The sequence below is a fragment of the Cupriavidus sp. 2KB_3 genome, assembly GCF_052115685.1.
GTDB classification, from domain to species: Bacteria; Pseudomonadota; Gammaproteobacteria; order Burkholderiales; family Burkholderiaceae; genus Cupriavidus; species Cupriavidus campinensis.
Genome location: NZ_JBFRHD010000002.1, coordinates 20,626 through 39,264 on the forward strand (window position 1 = coordinate 20,626; position 18,639 = coordinate 39,264).

Here is an 18,639-nt window from a genome sequence, read left to right on the forward strand (position 1 = left end):
CACAACAACAAGCACGCCAGGCGCCGGCAACGGATCGCCCGTCATTCTCTCAGCTGACCACCATGACCCCATCCCTGACGACGTTGTCCTGTCGCCGCATCGTGCCCGCCCTGGCGGTGGCAATCGCCGCGCTTGGCGCGACCCTGGCCCAGCCGGCGCTGGCGGAGCGTGCCGACAAGGACAAGCCGCTGGTGCTGGAGGCCAACAACGCCAGCTATGACGATGTGAAGCAGATCTACACGCTGACCGGCAACGTGGTGCTGACCAAGGGCACGATGGTGCTGAAGTCTGATGCCGCGCAGATCCGCACCGACCCCGAGGGCTACCAGTACGCGGTGGCCACGGCCAACCCGGGCCGTCAGGCGTATATCCGCCAGAAGCGCGACGGCGTGGATGAATACATCGACGGCTGGGGCGACCGCATCGAGTACGACGGCAAGCAGGAAATGTCGAAGCTGATCGGCCATGCCCGTGCGGCGCGGATCGCCGGCGCCAAGACCGTCGACGAGATCCGCGGCGCCGTGATCACCTACGACAGCCGCAACGAGTACTACACGGCCGCGGGCGGCGACAACAACACCTCCACCGGCAATCCGTCCGGCCGCGTGCGCGCCGTGCTCTCGCCGCGCGCGGACCAGGCCAGCGGCGCCGCCGCGCCGCCGCCGCTGGAACTGAAGCCGGCGCCCGCGCCCGGCAAGCCCTGAACCCCGGACGCGCCCGCCGCGTCACGCATGCATTGACCTGATGAACGACTCCGCCACGCTCGCCCCGAACGCCTCCGCAGCCCCGTCGGCCGCCCGTACCGACAGCAGCACGCTGGTCGTGCGCCACCTGAAGAAGCGCTACGGATCGCGCACCGTGGTCAAGGACGTCTCGCTGGACGTGAAGAGCGGCGAGGTGGTCGGCCTGCTCGGCCCGAACGGCGCCGGCAAGACCACGTCGTTCTACATGATCGTGGGCCTGGTGGCGCTGGATGAAGGCGACATCGTGCTGGACGACCAGCACATCAGCGGCCTGCCGATCCACGAGCGCGCCCGCATGGGCCTGTCCTACCTGCCGCAGGAGGCCTCGGTCTTCCGCAAGCTCAACGTCGAGGAAAACATCCGCGCCGTGCTGGAGTTGCAGATCGAGAACGGCAAGTCGCTGCCGAAGGCGGAGATCGAACGGCGCCTCGATTCGCTGCTGGACGACCTGCAGATCGCCCACCTGCGCAACAACCCGGCGCTGTCGCTCTCCGGCGGCGAGCGCCGCCGCGTGGAAATTGCCCGGGCGCTGGCCTCCGCGCCGCGCTTCATCCTGCTCGACGAACCGTTCGCCGGCGTGGACCCCATCGCCGTGGGCGAAATCCAGCGCATCGTGAGCTTCCTGAAGGCGCGCAATATCGGCGTGCTGATTACCGACCACAACGTGCGCGAGACGCTCGGCATCTGCGACCATGCCTACATCATCAGCGAAGGCACGGTGCTGGCCGCCGGCCAGCCTGAGGAAATCATCGCCAACGAGTCCGTGCGACGCGTCTACCTGGGCGAAAACTTCCGCATGTGACCCATCGGCCGCCACGTGCGGCCGCGTTTCTTTCGGTCCACGGCGACAGCCGGGGGCGATCAGGAAGCCAGAGCGATAGGCGATAGCAATTTCCGTTCCATAGTCGGAAGGATGCGCATAGAATAGGTCGCATGAAACCGTCGCTTCAGCTTCGTCTCTCGCAACATCTGGCATTGACCCCGCAGCTGCAACAGTCGATCCGATTGTTGCAGCTCTCGACGCTTGAACTCCAGCAGGAAGTGGAACAGGCGCTCACCGAAAACCCCCTGCTCGAACGCGAGAACGACTGGATCGAAAGCCCGCTGCGGGTGTCCGCCGATGGCTCGGTCAGCCTCCAGAGCGCCCCGGCGCCGGCTTCCTCCGAGCCGCAGCCCAACGGCGACGCACGCAGCGAGGGTGCATCCGGCGGCGAGGACGACAACTACAACGACAACGGCAGCGAGGACTACGGCAGCGACTGGAGCCTCGACGACTTTGCCCGCCGCCCCCAGGGCGACGAGGACGAGAAGACGCCGATGCAGCTGCGCGACGCCGAGCCCACGCTGCGCGAGCACCTGATGGAGCAGCTGGCCCCGCTGAAGATCTCCGTGCGCGACAAGGGCCTTGCCATCTTCCTGGTCGAGTCGCTCGACGATGACGGCTACCTGAGCGCCTCGCTCGAGGAAATCTGCACCGAACTGCCCGAGGAACTCGAGTTCGAGATCGACGAAGTCCACGCGATCCTGACCCTGCTGCAGAGCTTCGACCCGCCCGGCGTGGGCGCGCGCAATGCCGCCGAGTGCCTCAGCCTGCAATTGCGGCGCCTGAAGCACCCGCATCGCGACCTGGCGCTGACCATCGTCAACCATCACCTGGAATTGCTGGCCGTGCGCGACTACACACGGCTAAAGAAAGCGCTCCAGGTGGACGAAATAGCACTGAAGGCAGCACACGAACTGATTCGCTCGCTGGCGCCGTATCCGGGGCATGCGTTCAACCGTCCCGAAGCCGACTTCGTGGTGCCCGACGTGTTCGTGCGCAAGAGCGGCAGCGGATGGATCGCGGCGCTCAATCCGGACGTCATGCCACGGCTGCGCATCAACGACATGTATGCGCAGATCCTGCGCGGCGCGAAGGGTGAGTCGGGGACGGCGGGCCTGCAGCAGAAGCTTCAGGAGGCGCGGTGGCTTATCAAGAACATCCAGCAACGATTCGACACGATCCTGCGTGTTTCTCAGGCAATTGTCGAACGTCAAAAGAACTTTTTCACGCATGGCGAAATCGCGATGCGCCCCTTGGTTTTGCGGGAAATAGCCGATACACTCGGTTTACATGAGTCGACCATTTCCCGGGTCACCACGAATAAGTACATGGCCACGCCCATGGGTACTTTCGAGTTGAAGTACTTCTTTGGGAGCCACGTCTCCACGGAGACTGGCGGCGCGGCCTCCTCCACGGCAATCCGCGCGCTGATCAAGCAACTGATAGGAGCCGAAGACCCCAGGAATCCCCTTTCCGACAGCCGGATCGCCGAACTGCTGGGCGAGCAAGGCTTCGTGGTCGCACGCCGCACGGTGGCCAAATACCGCGAAGCGCTCAAGATCCCCGCAGTGAATCTCCGCAAGACTTTGTAGCCGAGCCGCAACCGCCTGCCTGGTGCGGCTCTTTCAGAAGGAGAAGCGCTATGAACTTCAAGATCAGTGGACACCACCTCGACATCACGCCCCCGCTGCGTGAGTATGTGGAAACGAAACTGGAGCGAATTGTCAGACATTTCGATCAGGTCATCGGCGTGAGCGTGCTGCTATCGGTGGACAACCACAAGGAAAAGGACCGGCGCCAGTACGCGGAAATCAATCTGCATCTGAAGGGGAAGGACATCTTCGTCGAAGCGCATCATGAAGATCTGTATGCGGCGATCGACTGTCTGGTCGACAAGCTCGACCGCCAGGTCATCCGCTACAAGGACCGCGTACAGGGCCACGATCGCGAGGCGGTGAAGTACCAGATGGCCGCCCAGCAACTGACGCAGCAGTAGACCTGCAGGCAACCGGAAGCAGAGCGGTTGCCAACCCTGCAGAGGACTGAAAAGAAGAGCTCAAGCCGCGCAATCAGCGCGGCTTTTTTGATGGGCGCGCGCCGCCGCGGTGGCGGTGCGGGCACCTGGAATGTTTCGTTACCTTATTGCCACGCCCGAGGACGATCCGGGACACCCGGGAGCGGTCAAAATGGGAACAAGTGTTCGCAAGCCGCCCTGCTCGGTGTATGCTCCGCCATACAAATAACGACAGGACGGCCCCGGGACACCCCGGGTGGGCAAGCCGGCCGGCACGTCGTGGCACCGCCGCGACCCCGGCGCTGCATCGCAAAATCGCGGTGGAGCCCTGCTCTATAATGGCCGGACGCTCCAATGCGGGCGTCCCAGATAAGTTCTCGGTACCCTAGCTTCGCCACGTATCCGGCGGGACGGCCTTCGCGCCCCGGCCCGCTAACCTGACTTCTCGCGCATCGCCCATGAATCGTTTGGCCAAATTGCTGCCACCCGGCAACATCCATCTCGACGTCACCGTCACCAGCAAGAAGCGGGTCTTCGAGCAAGCCGGGCTCCTGTTCGAGAACAACCATGGCGTGGCCCGCGCTACCGTGACCGATAACCTGTTCGCGCGCGAATCGCTGGGTTCCACGGGCCTGGGTGCCGGCGTGGCCATTCCGCACGGCCGCATCAAGGGCCTCAAGCAGCCGCTGGCCGGCTTCATGCGCCTGGCCGAGCCGATTCCGTTCGAATCGCCGGACGGCAAGCCGGTGTCGCTGTTGATCTTCCTGCTCGTACCGGAACAGGCCACGCAACAACATCTGGAAATCCTGTCGGAAATCGCCCAGCTGCTCTCGGACCGCGAGATGCGCGAGGGCCTCGCCACGCTACCCACGTCGGAAGCGGTGCATGATCTGCTGACGCAGTGGCATCCCTGACTCCCGCCCCAACGGCCGCCTGAAACGGCCTGTCCGCCCCCGAAAGTCATACGCGCATGGAACTCACCGGCGTCACCTCGCAGTCGATCTTCGACGACAACGCAGCCGACATCAAGCTCTCGTGGGTCGCCGGCCTGGAAGGCGCCGACCGGGCCTTCGACGTGGAATTCGCCCGTGAAGCCACCTCGGCGGCGGACCTCGTCGGCCACTTGAACCTGATCCACCCGAACCGGATCCAGGTGCTCGGCAAGCCGGAAATCCTGTACTACCAGCGTCTCGACGACGAGCCTCGCAAGCGCCAGATGGGCGAGCTGATCCTGCTCGAGCCGCCGTTCCTCGTCGTGGCCGATGGCATGGAGCCGCCGCCGGACCTGGAGCTGCGCTGCACGCGCTCGTCCACGCCGCTGTTCACCACGCCGGTGTCGTCGGCGGCCGTGATCGACCACCTGCGGCTCTACCTGTCGCGCATCTCCGCCCCGCGCGTGACGATGCACGGCGTGTTCCTCGACATCCTCGGCATGGGCGTGCTGATCATGGGCGAGTCCGGGCTGGGCAAGAGCGAACTGGGCCTGGAACTGATTTCGCGCGGCCACGGCCTCGTGGCCGACGATGCCGTCGATTTCGTGCGACTCGGGCCTGACTTCATCGAGGGCCGCTGCCCGCCGCTGCTGCAGAACCTGCTGGAAGTGCGCGGCCTGGGCCTGCTCGACATCAAGACGATTTTCGGCGAGACGGCCGTGCGCCGGAAGATGAAGCTCAAGCTGGTGGTGCAGCTGGTGCGCCGCAACGACGGCGAGTTCGAACGCCTGCCGCTGGACTCCCAATATCTTGATGTCCTGGGCCTGCCGATCCACATGGTGAAAATCCAGGTGGCCGCCGGCCGCAACCTGGCCGTGCTGGTGGAGGCTGCCGTGCGCAACACGATACTGCGCCTGCGCGGCATCGACACCCTGCGCGATTTCATGGACCGCCAGCGCGCCGCCATGCAGGCGGACGTGGTCTCGCGCGGCCAGGGCCGCCTGCTCTGACGCGGGGGCGCGTCAACGCGCCCCGGCACTCCATCGTTTGTGCTGTAATGGGCATCGAGCCAATGGATCGGGCCCATTCGTAGTGTTTCCACAGCCAAGGAGAGAAGCATGAAGAAGCTGATCGCGATGTGTTTGCTGGTGACCCCGCTGCTTGCCACGGGCGCGTTTGCCCAGAGTGCCTCGGCCCCCGCCGCATCTGGCGCCAAGGCCCCCAACGCCCAACAGGACAAGATGAAGGCCTGCAACGCCCAGGCCACCGGCAAGAAAGGCGACGAGCGCAACAAGTTCATGAGCGACTGCCTCTCCAACAAGCCGGCCGCCGCCGCGGAACCCAAGACCCAGCAGGACAAGATGTCCGCCTGCAGCAAGCAGGGCAAGGGCAAGAAGGGCGATGACTACAAGAAGTTCATGAGCGAGTGCCTGTCCAAGCCTGCGGCCTGATCGTCACTTTTGTGCGCCGGGTGTCATGACGCAGCCATCACCCGGTGCTATCCTTGCAGGGCTATGCGGATCCTCCTCATCACCGGAATCTCCGGCTCCGGCAAGTCTGTCGCCCTCAATGTCCTGGAAGATGCAGGCTACTACTGCGTCGACAACCTTCCGGCACAATTCCTGCCCGAGCTGACCAGCTATCTGGCCGAGCAGGGCTACACCCACCTCGGCGTGGCCACCGACATTCGCAGCCGCGAGTCGCTGGCGCGGCTGCCGGACACCGTGCGCCAGCTCGCGGCCGCCGGCCACCAGGTGCAGGTGCTGTTCCTGACCGCCAACACCGACGCGCTGGTGCAGCGCTACTCCGAGACACGCCGCCGTCACCCGCTCTCCGGGCGCGTGGCCGAGGCACCCGCCCTGCCGGGCAGCGCCAATGCCGATGCGGCACCGCCCGACACCTCGCTGATCGAAGCCATCGAGATGGAGCGCGAGCTGCTGAGCCCGCTGGCCGAATCGGCGCACCGCATTGACACCAGCAACGTCCGCACCAACACGCTGCGCAGCTGGATCAAGGAGTTGATCCGGGGCGACAGCCAGCAACTCACGCTGCTGTTCGAATCGTTCGGCTTCAAGCATGGCGTGCCGAGTGACGCGGACATGGTCTTCGACGTGCGCTCGCTGCCCAACCCCTATTACGACCTCGCGCTGCGCCCGCTCACGGGCCGCGACGTGCCGGTGATCGACTTCCTGCAAAGCCAGCCGATGGTGCTGGCGATGGCCGAGGACATCCGCGCCTATGTGGAGAAGTGGCTGCCAAGTTTCATTGCCGATAACCGCAGCTACCTGACCGTGGCGATTGGCTGCACGGGCGGCCAGCACCGCTCGGTGTTTATCGCCGAAAGACTTGCCAACTACTTCCGGGCACATGGTAATGTGCTGGTCAGACACCGCGAGCTTGCCCCGGCAGGCTGACGCGCAACGTCCCTCCCTGGCAGTGGAACCGGAGTCGGCATCACATGTCGTCACATCCACCAGACACTGGTCATTCGACGCATCCCGCGCCTGATCTGGACGCGCTGCCGCTGTTTCCGCTCCACACGGTACTGTTTCCCGATGGCCGCCTGCCGCTGCGCGTGTTCGAGGCGCGCTATGTGGACATGGTGCGCAACTGCATGCGCGACCGTACGCCATTCGGCGTCTGCCTGATCGCGAGTGGCAACGAGGTGGCGCAGCCGGACCAGCCCACCGTGCCCGAAGACGTGGGCTGCCTGGCCGATATCGTCGATTGCAATATGGAACAACTGGGCGTGCTGCTGATCGAGGCGCGCGGCCGGCAACGCTTCCAGATCCTTTCCCACACCACGCGTGATGACGGCCTGATCGTGGCCCGGGTGGAGTTGCTGCCGCCCGACGAGATCGACTGCAAGCTCGAATTGCTCGGCGAATGCCTGTCAGCGCTGCGGCGCATCGTCAGCGCCATCCATGCCGAGCAGGCCGACAAATCGCGCCTGCCCTTCAACGAGCCGTATCTCTGGGACGACCCGAGTTGGGTCGCCAACCGGCTCTGCGAGTTGCTGCCCGTGCCGCTCAAGGCCAAGCAGATGCTGATGGCGCTGCCCGATGCCGGCATGCGCATCGAGATCGTCCACCGCTACATGCGCCAGCATCACATCGTCTGACGCCCCTCGCCATTTCCTGAGTTTTTCTAGAACAAGCCGCCGCGCGCCTGATCTTCGAGCAGCCGCCGCACCGGTGCTGGCGTGCCTAGCGCGTCGAGGTCGTCGAGCGACAACCAGCGCCGGCTGACGCCGTCGTCCGCGCCGCTGTGCAGCGCCAGCGCGCCAAGGTCCACCCGCACCGCGCGGATCAACAGGCGGAAGTGCGTGAACACATGCGTCAGCTCGCCGGCCAGCGTGGCAGACGTCGGCACGCCGAATTGCCGGGCGACCTCGCGCGCGGCGTCCTCGGCGGCGTCCGCATCGAAGGGCACCGTGTCGACGGGCATTTCGGGCAGGCTCCACAGGCCGCCCCAGATGCCACTGTCGGGTCGTAGATTGACGAGAACGTCGCGGCCATGACGGATGATCAGCATGACCGTGCTGCGCTCGGGAATCGCCGCGCGCGGCTTGGGCGTCGGCAGCGAGCCGGTCAGGCCCTCACGGCGGGCCACGCATTCGTCGGACAGCGGGCAGGCCGCCGCATTGGCCAGGCAGGCCGGCTTGCCACGCGAGCAGATCGTCGCGCCCAGGTCCATCAACCCCTGCGTGTAGGCCACCATGTCTTCGGCCTGATGCGGGCCGGCGGGCGGTAAGGCGCGCTCGGCCAGCGCCCACATCCGCGTCTCGATGGCGCGCTCGCCCGGATAGCCGTGGATGCCGAACACGCGCGCGAACACGCGCTTCACGTTGCCGTCGAGGATGGGCGAGCGCACGCCGGCGCTGAACGCGGCGATGGCCGCCGCCGTCGAGCGGCCGATGCCGGGCAGCGTGACCAGCACGGCCGGATCGGTCGGGAACACGCCGCCGTGCTCGTCCATGACCGCCTTCGCGCAGCGGTGCAGGTTGCGCGCGCGCGAGTAGTAGCCCAGGCCGGCCCAGAGCGCCATGACGGCGTCAGCCGGCGCGGCGGCCAGCGCGGCCACGGTGGGCAGCGCGGTCACAAAGCGCTGGAAGTACTCGATCACCGCCGCCACCTGGGTCTGCTGGAGCATGATCTCGGACAGCCAGATCCGGTACGGGTCGCGCGTGTTCTGCCACGGCAGGTCGTGCCGGCCATGGGTGCGCTGCCACGTCACCACGCGGGCGCCGAAGTCGTCGGGCACGGCAATGTCGGGGCTGGTTGGGAGGATGGGGGCGGCGGCTGACTTGCGGGGCATTGCGGCGATGGGGAAAAGAAAAGCGCCGCTCGAAGGCGGCGCCACATGATACCGCGATGCGGTGCCCGGTCAGGCCGCGCGCACGCCCTGCTCGACTGGCGGTTCGACGAGAACCTTGGCAAACGCCTCGATCTTGTTGCTGCGCTCGTCCAGGCCGTTGAGCACCTGTTCGAGTTCGGCGATGCGGCTCTCCAGCGTGTCGGTGGCCTCGTGGATGCGTTCGATCGAATCCACCCGGCGGCGCAGTTGCTTCTGATGCTCGCGCACCTGCGCCTCAAGCGGCGTCATCACGGACTTCAGCCAGATCTCGATATCGCGGTTCAGGTCTCGGAAATTCTCCAGAACCCGGCTCGCCATCGTTGCGAACGCGTTCTGCACCAGCTGCGGCCGCGAACGCGTGAGCATGTTCACCGTGCCGAAGTGGTTGTTCACCAGTTGCAGCGTTTCCTGCAGCTCCACCGCGTAGCGCGCCGTGACGAACTGCATCGGCGCCGGCAGCGTGAAGCCGTGCTCGGCGTTGAAACGGCGATACATGCTGTCCACCAGCTGATGCAGGCCGGCGATCTTCTGGTCGGCGTCGTGGATCAGGCCGGTCAGTTGGCCGAACAGCGCCTCCATGTCCTCGCGCAGGCCGCGCGAGAAGAAGCGCTCCTTCATCTGCTCGCGGGCGTCACGCATGGTGCGGCGCACGTCGCGCAACTGCAGGCTCTTGATGATGTCCGCGCTGTGGCGGCCGAAGACCAGGCGCAGCGCCTGGAACTTCGAGATGCTCTGCTCGAATTCCTCTTTCTCGCCCTGCACGCGCAGCAGCATGTGCTTGACCATCGCGTGGTTCTTGCCGCGCAGGCCGCGCAGCTCGAACAATTGCTCGACGATGTCCCGGCGGCGGCTTTGCAGCAGTTGCTGGGCGCCGCGCGACATGTCCTGCACCAGGCGCTGCACCTGATCGGACACGATCTCGCGCCGCTGCGGAATCAGCTGGTCGGACAGCACGTGCTCGAACTGCGGCAGGTTGCTGCGCACCAGCATCGGCTGGTCGTGGGTGACCTTGGCGACCAGGCCCTTCTGCGCCGAGACCGGATAGACGCGGCGCTCCTCGATGCCGAGGATCTGGGCCGTCGAGCGGACCTGCCGCGAAATCTCGCTGGCGATCTCCGGGGATGACTTGAGCGGGTCCCAGAGCCCGTCGATCTTGTTCAGCACGGCCAGGCAGCCCCGGCGATGGCCGGCGCCCACGTGGCTGCGCCACAGTTCGAGGTCGCTCTTGGTCACGCCGGCGTCGGCGGCCAGCACGAAGACCACCACGTGCGCATCGGGGATCAGCCGCAGCGTCAGCTCCGGCTCGGTACCGATCGCGTTCAGGCCCGGCGTGTCGAGGATGACCAGACCCTGGCGCAGCAGCGGGTGCGGGAAGTTGATCACCGCATGGCGCCAGCGCGAGATCTCGACCATGCCATCGGCATCGACCGACCACGCGGCGTCCGGGTCGTTCTCGTTATAGAGGCCAAGCGACTCGGCCACGGCCGGCGTCACGCGCGTGGTTTCCACCACGTGCTGGAACGCGGCCAGCATGCCTTCGGGCGACGACGGGTCCAGCGGCACCGTGGTCCAGTGCGAATTGGACGCGCCGGGCTCCATGAAATCGGCCGTGGAGGCGTCGTGCAGGCGCGTCTCGATCGGCAGCAGGCGAATGCACGGCTGCTCGTTCTCGTCGTAGCGCAGCTCGGTCGGACACATCGTGGTCCGGCCCGCCGACGACGGCAGGATGCGCCGGCCGTAGTCGGCAAAGAAAATGGCGTTGATCAGCTCGCTCTTGCCGCGCGAGAACTCGGCGATGAACGCCACCTTGAGGCGGTCGCTCTTGAGAACGTTCTGAATGCGCTGGACGCGGTCATCCGCGGTGGCGTCATAGAGGTCGTACTGTTGCAGCCACGACTGGAATTCGGCGAGAGACTGAAGGACCCCGGTTCTCCAGGCGCCATATTGTTCGAATTGATGGGCGAGGCTCGTCATGGAGTTGTGCGCGTTCGCTGTTTCGGCTCGGATTTATTGGTTCGAACTCGTACGACCCGCCTCGCGCAAGGCTACCCGTTGACCCTCGGACCCCGCCACGAGACGCGCGCCGGATCAATGCCACATTGGTGGGAGATTCGGCGCTTTTTGTAACTTTTTATGTCTGCGCACACGATACATGGTTTGTGTCGGATTTTGTGGAATTCGCGCCCCTTGCGCGCGCCGCCGTCACAGAGTGTTGCGCGGAGCCATCGGCAATGCCGAATGACAATGTATGGACATTGGATCGTCACGCTCGCCAAGCCGCCGAAACGCCCGTCAGTGCTGGCAATGCGGGCAGTAGAAGGTGGAGCGCTGGCCCTGCACGATCTGGCGGATCGGGGTGCCGCAAACGCGACATGGCTCGCCGGCCCGGTCGTAGACGAAACAGTCCAGCTGGAAGTAGCCGCTGCTGCCGTCACTGCCGACGAAGTCGCGCAGCGTGCTGCCGCCCCGGGCGATGGCCTCGGCCAGCGTCTCGCGCACGGCCACGGCCAGCTTGTCACAGCGGGCGGCACTGAGCCGGCCCGCCGCCGTGGTCGGCCGGATGCCGGCCCGGAACAGGCTCTCCGAACAATAGATATTGCCCACGCCCACCACAATCTCGCCGGCCAGCAGCGCGGTCTTGATCGCCACGGACCGGCCCCGCGTATGGCGATGGAGCCAGGCGCCGTCGAAGCGCGCATCGAACGGCTCGAGACCGAGCTTGCGCAGCAGCGGATGCTCGCCGAGGGTGGCCTCGGGCAGGGGGCTCCAGATGATCGCCCCGAAACGGCGGGGGTCGCGGAAGCGCAGGACCACCGGGGAGGCGCCGGGGGTGTTGTCGGGCGCAGCCAGGACCAGGTCGAGGTGATCGTGCGTGCCCGGGGGTGGTGCATCGGGATAGACCCGCAGCGTGCCGGTCATGCCGAGGTGAATCAGCAGCCAGCCGATGGCGCTGTCGTCCTCCAGGCCTTCCAGGCTTTCCAGGTCCGCTGCGCCATATCCGGTGCCGGCCGCCGGCAGGCATTCGAACAGCAGGTACTTGCCACGCCGCTCGATGCGCCCGATCACGCGCCCGGCCAGCCGCGCCTCCAGTTCCGGCTCCACCGGCCAGCGCAGGCCGCGGTGACGCACCGTCACGTCGACAATACGCCGCCCCACCACGTGCGGCAGCAGTCCGCGCCGCGTGACTTCCACTTCCGGCAATTCCGGCATCGCCCCAAAACCTCCTTCTCGTCTTCCTTTGGCCTTCCCATCCGAACCTCTTGCCCGGTTCAGCGCTCCAATCTCGCAGGAACCGGTGGCGCGCGCGGCGCGCTGTGCGGGTTCCCAAACGCAATGGCCCTTCGCGGCAAGCAGGGCATTGTAGCGGCAGGCTACAATGCCTCTCATCCATTCCTACGCCCCCGCGCGCCCGGAGCATCGATTTCATGCCGGACTTCCGTTCGTCCCTTCAGGCCATGCGCCCGGACCTCTTTCCGATGACAGCATTTCCCGCCGCGCCCGCCGGCCCCGCCAGCGGCTTGCGCCGCCATGCGCGTGCGCTGGCCGTCTCTGCCTGCCTCGCATTTGGCGCATTCGCCACCGTGGCGCACGCCGCGCCGCCCCGCCTGGCGCAGGGCGATGAGGAAGCCATCGAGGTGCCGCCGCCGGCCTCCCTGACCAAGCCCCGTGCGCCGCGCACGCCGCTGCCGAATGTGTCGCTGACGCCAGACATCCTCTACCGGGTGCTGGCGGCCGAGATCTCGCTCCAGCGTGGCCTGGTCGGCACCGCCTACCGCACCTACATGGACCTCGCGCGCCAGACGCGCGACCCGCGCCTGGCCCAGCGCGCCACGGAAATCGCGTTCAACGCGCGGATTTCGCAGCAGGCGCTGGATGCCGCCCGGCTCTGGACCGAACTGGCGCCCACCTCGCCCGCCGCGCGCCAGGTGCTCTCCACCCTGCTGGTGCTGAACGGCCGCTGGGACGAGGCCGAGCCGCTGCTGGTGCAGCAGCTGGCCAGTTCGCCCCCGGGCCAGCGCCCGGAAGCCATCCTGCAGATGCAGCAGCAGATCTCTCGCACCAGCGACCCGGCCGGCGCCGTGGCCGTGCTCCAGCGCGTGACCGCCAACGACACCAAATTCGCCGAGACGCACCTGGCCCTCGCCCGCGCCAAGGAAGCAGCCGGCGACAACGCCGGCGCGCTGGCCGAGCTGGACGAGGCGCTGCGCATCAAGCCCGACCTCGAAGCCGCCGCGCTGATGGCCGCCGAACTCCAGGCCGAAAGCGCACCGGACAAGTCCATCGCCCTGCTCAAGCGCTTCCTGGCCAAGGCGCCGGCCTCGGTCAACGGCCATATCACACTGGCCCGGCTGTACCTGCAGAAGAACGACATGGAAGCCGCGCGCGCCGAGTTCGAGGCCCTGCGCAAGGTCGCCCCGAACGACCCGCGCGTGCCGCTGGCGCTGGGCCTGACCAGCCTCCAGGCGCGCAGCTACGACGACGCCGAGCGCTACCTGCAGGAATACCTGCGCATGGCCGAGAAATCCCCGGCCGCCAATCCGGACGTCGCCTTCCAGTACCTGGCGCAGATCGCCGAGGAAAAGAAGGACTATGCGCAGGCCATCCAGTGGCTCGACCGCATCGAGGACAGCCGACTGGCGCCGGCCGCCCAGGCCAAGCGCGCGCAGCTGCTGGCGCGCATGGGCAAGCTCGACGACGCCCAGGCCGTGTTCAGCGACATGCTGGCCGATGCCGAGGACATCGCCGACCCTGGCCAGCGCGGCCAGCGCATGACCGCGATCCGCCAGGCCGAAGTCGCCACGCTGATTGACGCCAAGGCCTACGACCGCGCGCGCAAGTCACTGGAGGAACGGGTGCGCGTGGAGCCGGACAATGCCGACTGGATCTACGAACTGGCGATGCTCGACGAGCGCGAGAAGCGCTACGACAGCATGGAACGCGGCCTGCGCAAGGTCATTGCCATGCAGCCTGAGCAGAAGCAGGGCTACAACGCGCTCGGCTACTCGCTGGCCGACCGCAACGAGCGGCTGGCGGAGGCCCGCAAGCTGCTGGAGCGCGCATCCGAACTGGGCCCGGACGATCCCTACATCATGGACAGCCTGGGCTGGGTGAAGTATCGCCAGGGTGAGCTGCAACCGGCCGCCGAGTTGCTGCGCAACGCCTACTCGAAGGCGCCCGAGGCCGAAATCGGCGCGCATCTGGGCGAGGTGCTCTGGCAACTGGGCCAGCATGACGAGGCGCGCCGCACCTGGACCGAGGCCGCCAAGGCGGAGCCCGAGAACCAGACCCTGATCGACACGCTGCGCCGTTACAACCAGAACGTGCTGCTGTCCAAGTAAGCTGCCAACCGGCCCGGGCGGCCTCCCATCGGATGCAAAGCCATGCGATGGAGGGCGCCGGGCGCTGTCGTGCGCAGGCTGCCCCCCGGCGGCCATTGCCACACATCGCCACTCATCGCCATACATCCCGATTTTTCCGACCGACGACTCATGACCATGCTCCGATCCCGTCGCCTGGCCCTGTTCTGCCTTGCCGCCCCGCTCTGGGTGGCCGGCTGCGCCAGCGTGGCGCCTTCGCGCGGCTTCGACGCCAGCGAGACCGCCCGCAGCGAGCACTACTCGGGCCGCTTCGCCGCCAACTACACCCGCTATGGCCGCAACGAAGGCGTGCAGGGCAGCTTCCGCTGGGAGGAACAGGGGCGCAACGTGCGGCTGGACCTGGTCTCGCCGCTGGGCCAGACGCTGGCCGTGGTGACCTCCACGCCCTCGGGCGCCACGCTCGACCTGCCCAATGAACCGCCGCGCAACGCCCCGGAGGTGGACGCGCTGATGGAACAGGCGCTGGGCTTCTCGCTGCCCGTCTCGGGCATGCGCGACTGGCTGCACGGCCGCCCCGCACCGGGCGCGCCGGCCAATGCCACGCGCGACGTGCGCGGCCGCCTGGACACCATCACGCAAGCCGGCTGGACCGTCCGCTATGTGGACTGGCAGGAACCGCCGCAAGACGCCACCGTGGCCACCGCCCGGCCGCGCCGCATCGACATGGCGCGCGATGGCGGCCCGTCGCCGCTGACCGTGCGGCTCGTGATCGACCCGGAGGCGCGCCAATGACCGTCGAGACCTTGCTGCCGCCCCCGGATCTGCGCGACTGCCCGGCGCCGGCCAAGCTCAACCTGTTCCTGCACGTGACCGGGCGCCGTCCGGACGGCTACCACACGCTCCAGACCGTATTCCAGCTGATCGACTGGTCGGACACCCTGCACTTTCACCGCCGCGACGACGGCGTGATTGCCCGCACCACCGACATCCCCGGCGTGCCCGCCGACACCGACCTTGTCGTGCGCGCGGCGCGTGCCTTGCAGCAGGCCAGCGGCACGCAGTTCGGCGCGGACATCGCCATCGACAAGCAACTGCCGATGGGCGGCGGCATCGGCGGCGGATCTTCCGACGCAGCCACCACGCTGCTGGCCCTGAACCACCTCTGGGGCGTGCGGCTGCCGCGTGCCGAACTGATGCGGATCGGCCTCTCGCTGGGTGCCGATGTGCCGGTGTTCGTCTTCGGCCAGAACGCCTTCGCGGAAGGAGTGGGCGAGGAGTTGACCCCAGTGGATTTGCCGTCCAGCTGGTTCGTCGTCATCCACCCGCGCCAGCATGTGCCCACCGCTGCAATTTTTTCGGACGAACGCTTGACAAGGGATACGCCTATCTCCATAATTACGGACTTCGCTGCTTGCACAAACAAATTCGCTTTCGGTCGCAACGACCTGCAAGCGATAGCAACAGCGAAATTCGGCGGAGTTGCCCGAGCCCTTGAATGGCTGAGACAATACAGTCCGCATGCAAGGATGACCGGTTCCGGAGCCTGCGTGTTTGCCCGTTTCGACGATCAGCAAACTGCGCAGCAGGTTGTGGAACAGGTGCCATCGGAATGGGATGGCCGGTGTGTGAGTAGTTTGTCGCATCACCCGCTCGCAACGTTCGCATAGCAAGATTTCGTCTGGCGAGGTGCTTCAGTTTGGCGCCGCGACAGTCGATAAAGGTTGTGTAGGGGAGTCGCCAAGCTGGTCAAGGCACCGGATTTTGATTCCGGCATGCGAGGGTTCGAATCCTTCCTCCCCTGCCATTACTTCCTATAGTGTTCTGACGAACACTCGCAGAATCGGCTGCCGGCACTGGCCGGCGGCCCAAAAATCTCCCCCAGCAGCAAGACAGGTGCCCCGAATGAGCAGCGAAGGCTTGATGGTATTTACCGGCAACGCCAACCCCAAACTCGCGGAGGCTGTCGTACAGCACCTCGGCATTCCGCTGGGCAAGGCGCTGGTAGGCCGTTTTTCCGACGGCGAAGTCCAGGTCGAAATCCAGGAAAACGTTCGCGGCAAGCACGTCATCGTGCTGCAGTCCACCTGCGCGCCGACCAACGACAACCTGATGGAACTGATGGTGATGGTCGACGCACTCAAGCGCGCCTCGGCCCGCAGCATCACCGCCGCCATGCCGTACTTCGGCTATGCCCGCCAGGATCGTCGCCCGCGTTCGGCGCGTGTGGCCATCTCGGCCAAGATCGTGGCCAACATGCTCGAAGTGGCCGGTGTGGAGCGCGTCCTGACGATGGACCTGCACGCCGACCAGATCCAGGGCTTCTTCGATATTCCCGTCGACAACATCTACGCGTCGCCCGTGCTGCTTGGCGACCTGCGCGAGAAGAACTACGGCGACCTGCTCGTCGTCTCGCCCGATGTTGGCGGCGTGGTCCGCGCCCGTGCGCTGGCCAAGCAACTGAACTGCGACCTCGCGATCATCGACAAGCGTCGTCCCAAGGCCAATGTGGCCGAGGTGATGAACATCATCGGTGAAGTGGCAGGCCGCAACTGCGTGATCATGGACGACATGATCGACACCGGCGGCACCCTGTGCAAGGCTGCCCAGGTGCTCAAGGAGCGCGGCGCGCTGAAGGTTTTCGCCTACTGTACCCATCCGGTGCTGTCGGGCGGTGCCGCAGCCCGCATCGCGGCGTCCGAGCTGGACGAAGTGGTGGTGTGCGACACCATCCCGCTGTCCGACGAGGCACGCCAGTCCGGCAAGATCCGCCAGGTCTCCACCGCCCCGCTGCTGGCCGAGACCTTCACCCGGATCGTGAAGGGCGACTCGATCATGTCGCTGTTTGCCGACCACTGATGCGCGCTGGGTAGCCGCTGCATAGCGATACCTGCTAGAATTTTGGGCTTTACCGCATTGGCTGCCAGGTTTGGCGGCCAATGTGCTTCAAGCGGCATAACATTTTCGTCGTGCCGCTTCAGTCGAGGCTGTCTGGTCGCGGACAGCCCTCTTACTATTTGGAGTACACCATGAAAGTCATCGCTTTCGAGCGTAGCGTACAGGGAACGGGTGCGAGCCGCCGCCTGCGCAATTCCGGCAAGACCCCGGGCATCATCTATGGCGGCGCCGCCGAGCCCAAGATGATCGAACTGGATCACAACGCGCTGTGGCACGCCCTGAAGAAGGAAGCGTTCCACTCGTCGATCCTGGACCTGGAAGTGGGCGGTTCGTCCGAGAAGGCGCTGCTGCGCGCGTTCCAGATGCACCCGTTCAAGCCGCTGGTGCTGCACGTTGATTTCCAGCGTGTGTCGGCCACCGACAAGATCCACGTGAAGGTGCCCCTGCACTTCATGAACCAGGAGTCCGCTCCTGGCGTGAAGCTGGGCCACGGCATCGTGAACCACATCCTGAACGACCTGGAAGTGTCGTGCCTGCCGGCCGACCTGCCCGAGTTCATCGAAGTGGATCTGGGCCAGGCTGAACTGGGCCAGACCCTGCACCTGTCGGACGTGAAGCTGCCGAAGGGCGTGACCGCCATCACCCACGGTGACGACAACCCCGCCATCGCCAGCATCTCGCTGCCGGCCGGCGGTGTGTCCGAAGCTGCTGAAGGTGGCGAAGCCGCTGGCGAAACGCCGGCTGCCTAAGCCTTCTCGCGCATCGAAGAAACCGCCGGTTCGCCGGCGGTTTTTTTTCGCGCGGGATTTTCGCCAGCGTTTTGACGTATGCTGTCTCGCGCCAGACCCTCCCGACCTTCCCGATTCATCGCATGATCAAGCTCATCGTCGGCCTCGGCAATCCCGGGGCGGAATACGAGGCCACGCGGCACAACGCCGGCTTCTGGCTCGTCGACCAGCTCGCCCGCATGGGCGGCACAACGCTGCGCGTGGAGGGCCGCTTCCACGGCCTGGCCGGACGCGCCCGGCTCTGGGACCAGGACATCTGGCTGCTCAAGCCGTCCACGTTCATGAACCGCTCGGGGCTCGCCGTGGTGTCGCTGGCGCGCTTCTACAAGATCCTGCCGGACGAGATCCTGGTCGCGCATGACGAGATGGACCTGCCCGCGGGCGCGGTCAAGCTCAAGCGCGGCGGCGGCGCGGGCGGCCACAACGGGCTCAAGGACATTGCCGCACACCTGACCACCCAGGAGTACTGGCGCCTGCGGCTAGGCGTGGGCCATCCCCGCAATGCGCCGGGCGGTGCCGGGGCGGGTCGCGAGGACGTGGTCAACTATGTGCTCAAGCCGCCACGCAAGGAAGAGCAGGAAGCCATCGACGCTGCCATCGACCGTAGCATCGGCCCGCTGGGCCTGCTGGCGCGTGGCGAGAACGAGCGCGCGATGATGGAACTGCACACCGGCAAGTGAAGGTCGATGTGCGGCCTCGCCGGCAGCAGACAATAAAAAACCCCGCAGTGCGGGGTTTTTTATTGGCCGGACAACCCGGAACGAAATGGC

18 protein-coding genes and 1 tRNA gene are annotated in these 18,639 nt (G+C 66.2%); 16 read left to right on the plus strand and 3 right to left on the minus strand.

Annotated features, from left to right (window positions below; translation table 11 throughout):
- The first annotated feature begins 62 nt into the window (after positions 1 to 62).
- From lptA to AB4120_RS01900, 9 genes are all read left to right on the plus strand, one after another.
- Positions 63 to 704: a lipopolysaccharide transport periplasmic protein LptA gene (lptA, locus tag AB4120_RS01860; RefSeq protein WP_144198889.1), complete on the plus strand. Its 642-nt coding sequence runs from the start codon at positions 63 to 65 to the stop codon at positions 702 to 704.
- A 40-nt stretch (positions 705 to 744) separates the two neighbouring features.
- On the plus strand, positions 745 to 1,545 hold the full coding sequence (gene lptB, locus AB4120_RS01865) for an LPS export ABC transporter ATP-binding protein (RefSeq protein WP_149136774.1): 801 nt from the start codon (positions 745 to 747) through the stop codon (positions 1,543 to 1,545).
- 131 nt (positions 1,546 to 1,676) lie between these two features.
- Entirely contained in the window at positions 1,677 to 3,158 is a 1,482-nt protein-coding gene (locus tag AB4120_RS01870) for an RNA polymerase factor sigma-54 (RefSeq protein ID WP_149136775.1), read from the plus strand.
- A 50-nt stretch (positions 3,159 to 3,208) separates the two neighbouring features.
- Positions 3,209 to 3,562 (plus strand): ribosome hibernation-promoting factor, HPF/YfiA family, encoded by a 354-nt coding sequence (gene hpf / locus AB4120_RS01875; protein ID WP_092291692.1) that lies wholly within the window; start codon positions 3,209 to 3,211, stop codon positions 3,560 to 3,562.
- 476 nt (positions 3,563 to 4,038) lie between these two features.
- Positions 4,039 to 4,494 carry a PTS sugar transporter subunit IIA gene (locus AB4120_RS01880; protein WP_092291690.1) on the plus strand — a complete coding sequence of 152 codons (456 nt, stop codon included), beginning with the start codon at positions 4,039 to 4,041 and terminating at the stop codon, positions 4,492 to 4,494.
- 56 nt (positions 4,495 to 4,550) lie between these two features.
- Positions 4,551 to 5,522 (plus strand): HPr(Ser) kinase/phosphatase, encoded by a 972-nt coding sequence (hprK, locus tag AB4120_RS01885; RefSeq protein WP_008650955.1) that lies wholly within the window; start codon positions 4,551 to 4,553, stop codon positions 5,520 to 5,522.
- A gap of 108 nt (positions 5,523 to 5,630) precedes the next feature.
- Positions 5,631 to 5,963, plus strand: coding sequence for a PsiF family protein (locus AB4120_RS01890; protein WP_441641799.1), 333 nt, complete (start codon positions 5,631 to 5,633; stop codon positions 5,961 to 5,963).
- Positions 5,964 to 6,026: 63 nt separating this feature from the next.
- Positions 6,027 to 6,926, plus strand: coding sequence for an RNase adapter RapZ (rapZ, locus tag AB4120_RS01895; RefSeq protein ID WP_441641800.1), 900 nt, complete (start codon positions 6,027 to 6,029; stop codon positions 6,924 to 6,926).
- Positions 6,927 to 6,970: 44 nt separating this feature from the next.
- The gene (locus tag AB4120_RS01900; RefSeq protein ID WP_149136778.1) at positions 6,971 to 7,633 is read left to right on the plus strand and encodes an LON peptidase substrate-binding domain-containing protein; all 663 of its coding nucleotides are present in this window, start codon (positions 6,971 to 6,973) and stop codon (positions 7,631 to 7,633) included.
- A gap of 26 nt (positions 7,634 to 7,659) precedes the next feature.
- Here AB4120_RS01900 and mutY read toward each other — a convergent pair whose 3' ends face one another.
- The 3 genes from mutY to mutM all read right to left on the minus strand — a co-directional run bounded on the left by mutY (position 7,660) and on the right by mutM (position 12,078).
- On the minus strand, positions 7,660 to 8,829 hold the full coding sequence (gene mutY, locus AB4120_RS01905) for an A/G-specific adenine glycosylase (protein WP_149136779.1): 1,170 nt from the start codon (positions 8,827 to 8,829) through the stop codon (positions 7,660 to 7,662).
- A 69-nt stretch (positions 8,830 to 8,898) separates the two neighbouring features.
- Complete coding sequence (locus AB4120_RS01910; protein ID WP_149136780.1) at positions 8,899 to 10,842, minus strand: dynamin family protein; 1,944 nt, start codon at positions 10,840 to 10,842, stop codon at positions 8,899 to 8,901.
- A 318-nt stretch (positions 10,843 to 11,160) separates the two neighbouring features.
- The gene (gene mutM, locus AB4120_RS01915) at positions 11,161 to 12,078 is read right to left on the minus strand and encodes a bifunctional DNA-formamidopyrimidine glycosylase/DNA-(apurinic or apyrimidinic site) lyase (protein ID WP_441641801.1); all 918 of its coding nucleotides are present in this window, start codon (positions 12,076 to 12,078) and stop codon (positions 11,161 to 11,163) included.
- Between the two features lie 215 nt (positions 12,079 to 12,293).
- Between mutM and AB4120_RS01920 the strand changes: the two genes are divergently transcribed.
- From AB4120_RS01920 to pth, 7 genes are all read left to right on the plus strand, one after another.
- On the plus strand, positions 12,294 to 14,207 hold the full coding sequence (locus AB4120_RS01920; protein WP_149136781.1) for a tetratricopeptide repeat protein: 1,914 nt from the start codon (positions 12,294 to 12,296) through the stop codon (positions 14,205 to 14,207).
- Between the two features lie 156 nt (positions 14,208 to 14,363).
- Positions 14,364 to 14,978, plus strand: coding sequence for an outer membrane lipoprotein LolB (locus tag AB4120_RS01925; RefSeq protein WP_149136782.1), 615 nt, complete (start codon positions 14,364 to 14,366; stop codon positions 14,976 to 14,978).
- Positions 14,975 to 15,853 carry a 4-(cytidine 5'-diphospho)-2-C-methyl-D-erythritol kinase gene (gene ispE, locus AB4120_RS01930; RefSeq protein ID WP_149136783.1) on the plus strand — a complete coding sequence of 293 codons (879 nt, stop codon included), beginning with the start codon at positions 14,975 to 14,977 and terminating at the stop codon, positions 15,851 to 15,853. Before AB4120_RS01925 ends, ispE begins: the two co-directional genes overlap by 4 nt.
- 60 nt (positions 15,854 to 15,913) lie before the next feature.
- Positions 15,914 to 15,990, plus strand: a tRNA-Gln gene (locus AB4120_RS01935).
- Positions 15,991 to 16,088: 98 nt separating this feature from the next.
- Complete coding sequence (locus AB4120_RS01940; RefSeq protein WP_092291674.1) at positions 16,089 to 17,042, plus strand: ribose-phosphate pyrophosphokinase; 954 nt, start codon at positions 16,089 to 16,091, stop codon at positions 17,040 to 17,042.
- A gap of 170 nt (positions 17,043 to 17,212) precedes the next feature.
- Positions 17,213 to 17,830 carry a 50S ribosomal protein L25/general stress protein Ctc gene (locus AB4120_RS01945; protein WP_144198915.1) on the plus strand — a complete coding sequence of 206 codons (618 nt, stop codon included), beginning with the start codon at positions 17,213 to 17,215 and terminating at the stop codon, positions 17,828 to 17,830.
- A gap of 122 nt (positions 17,831 to 17,952) precedes the next feature.
- Positions 17,953 to 18,549, plus strand: coding sequence for an aminoacyl-tRNA hydrolase (gene pth / locus AB4120_RS01950; protein WP_441641802.1), 597 nt, complete (start codon positions 17,953 to 17,955; stop codon positions 18,547 to 18,549).
- Positions 18,550 to 18,639: the final 90 nt, after the last annotated feature.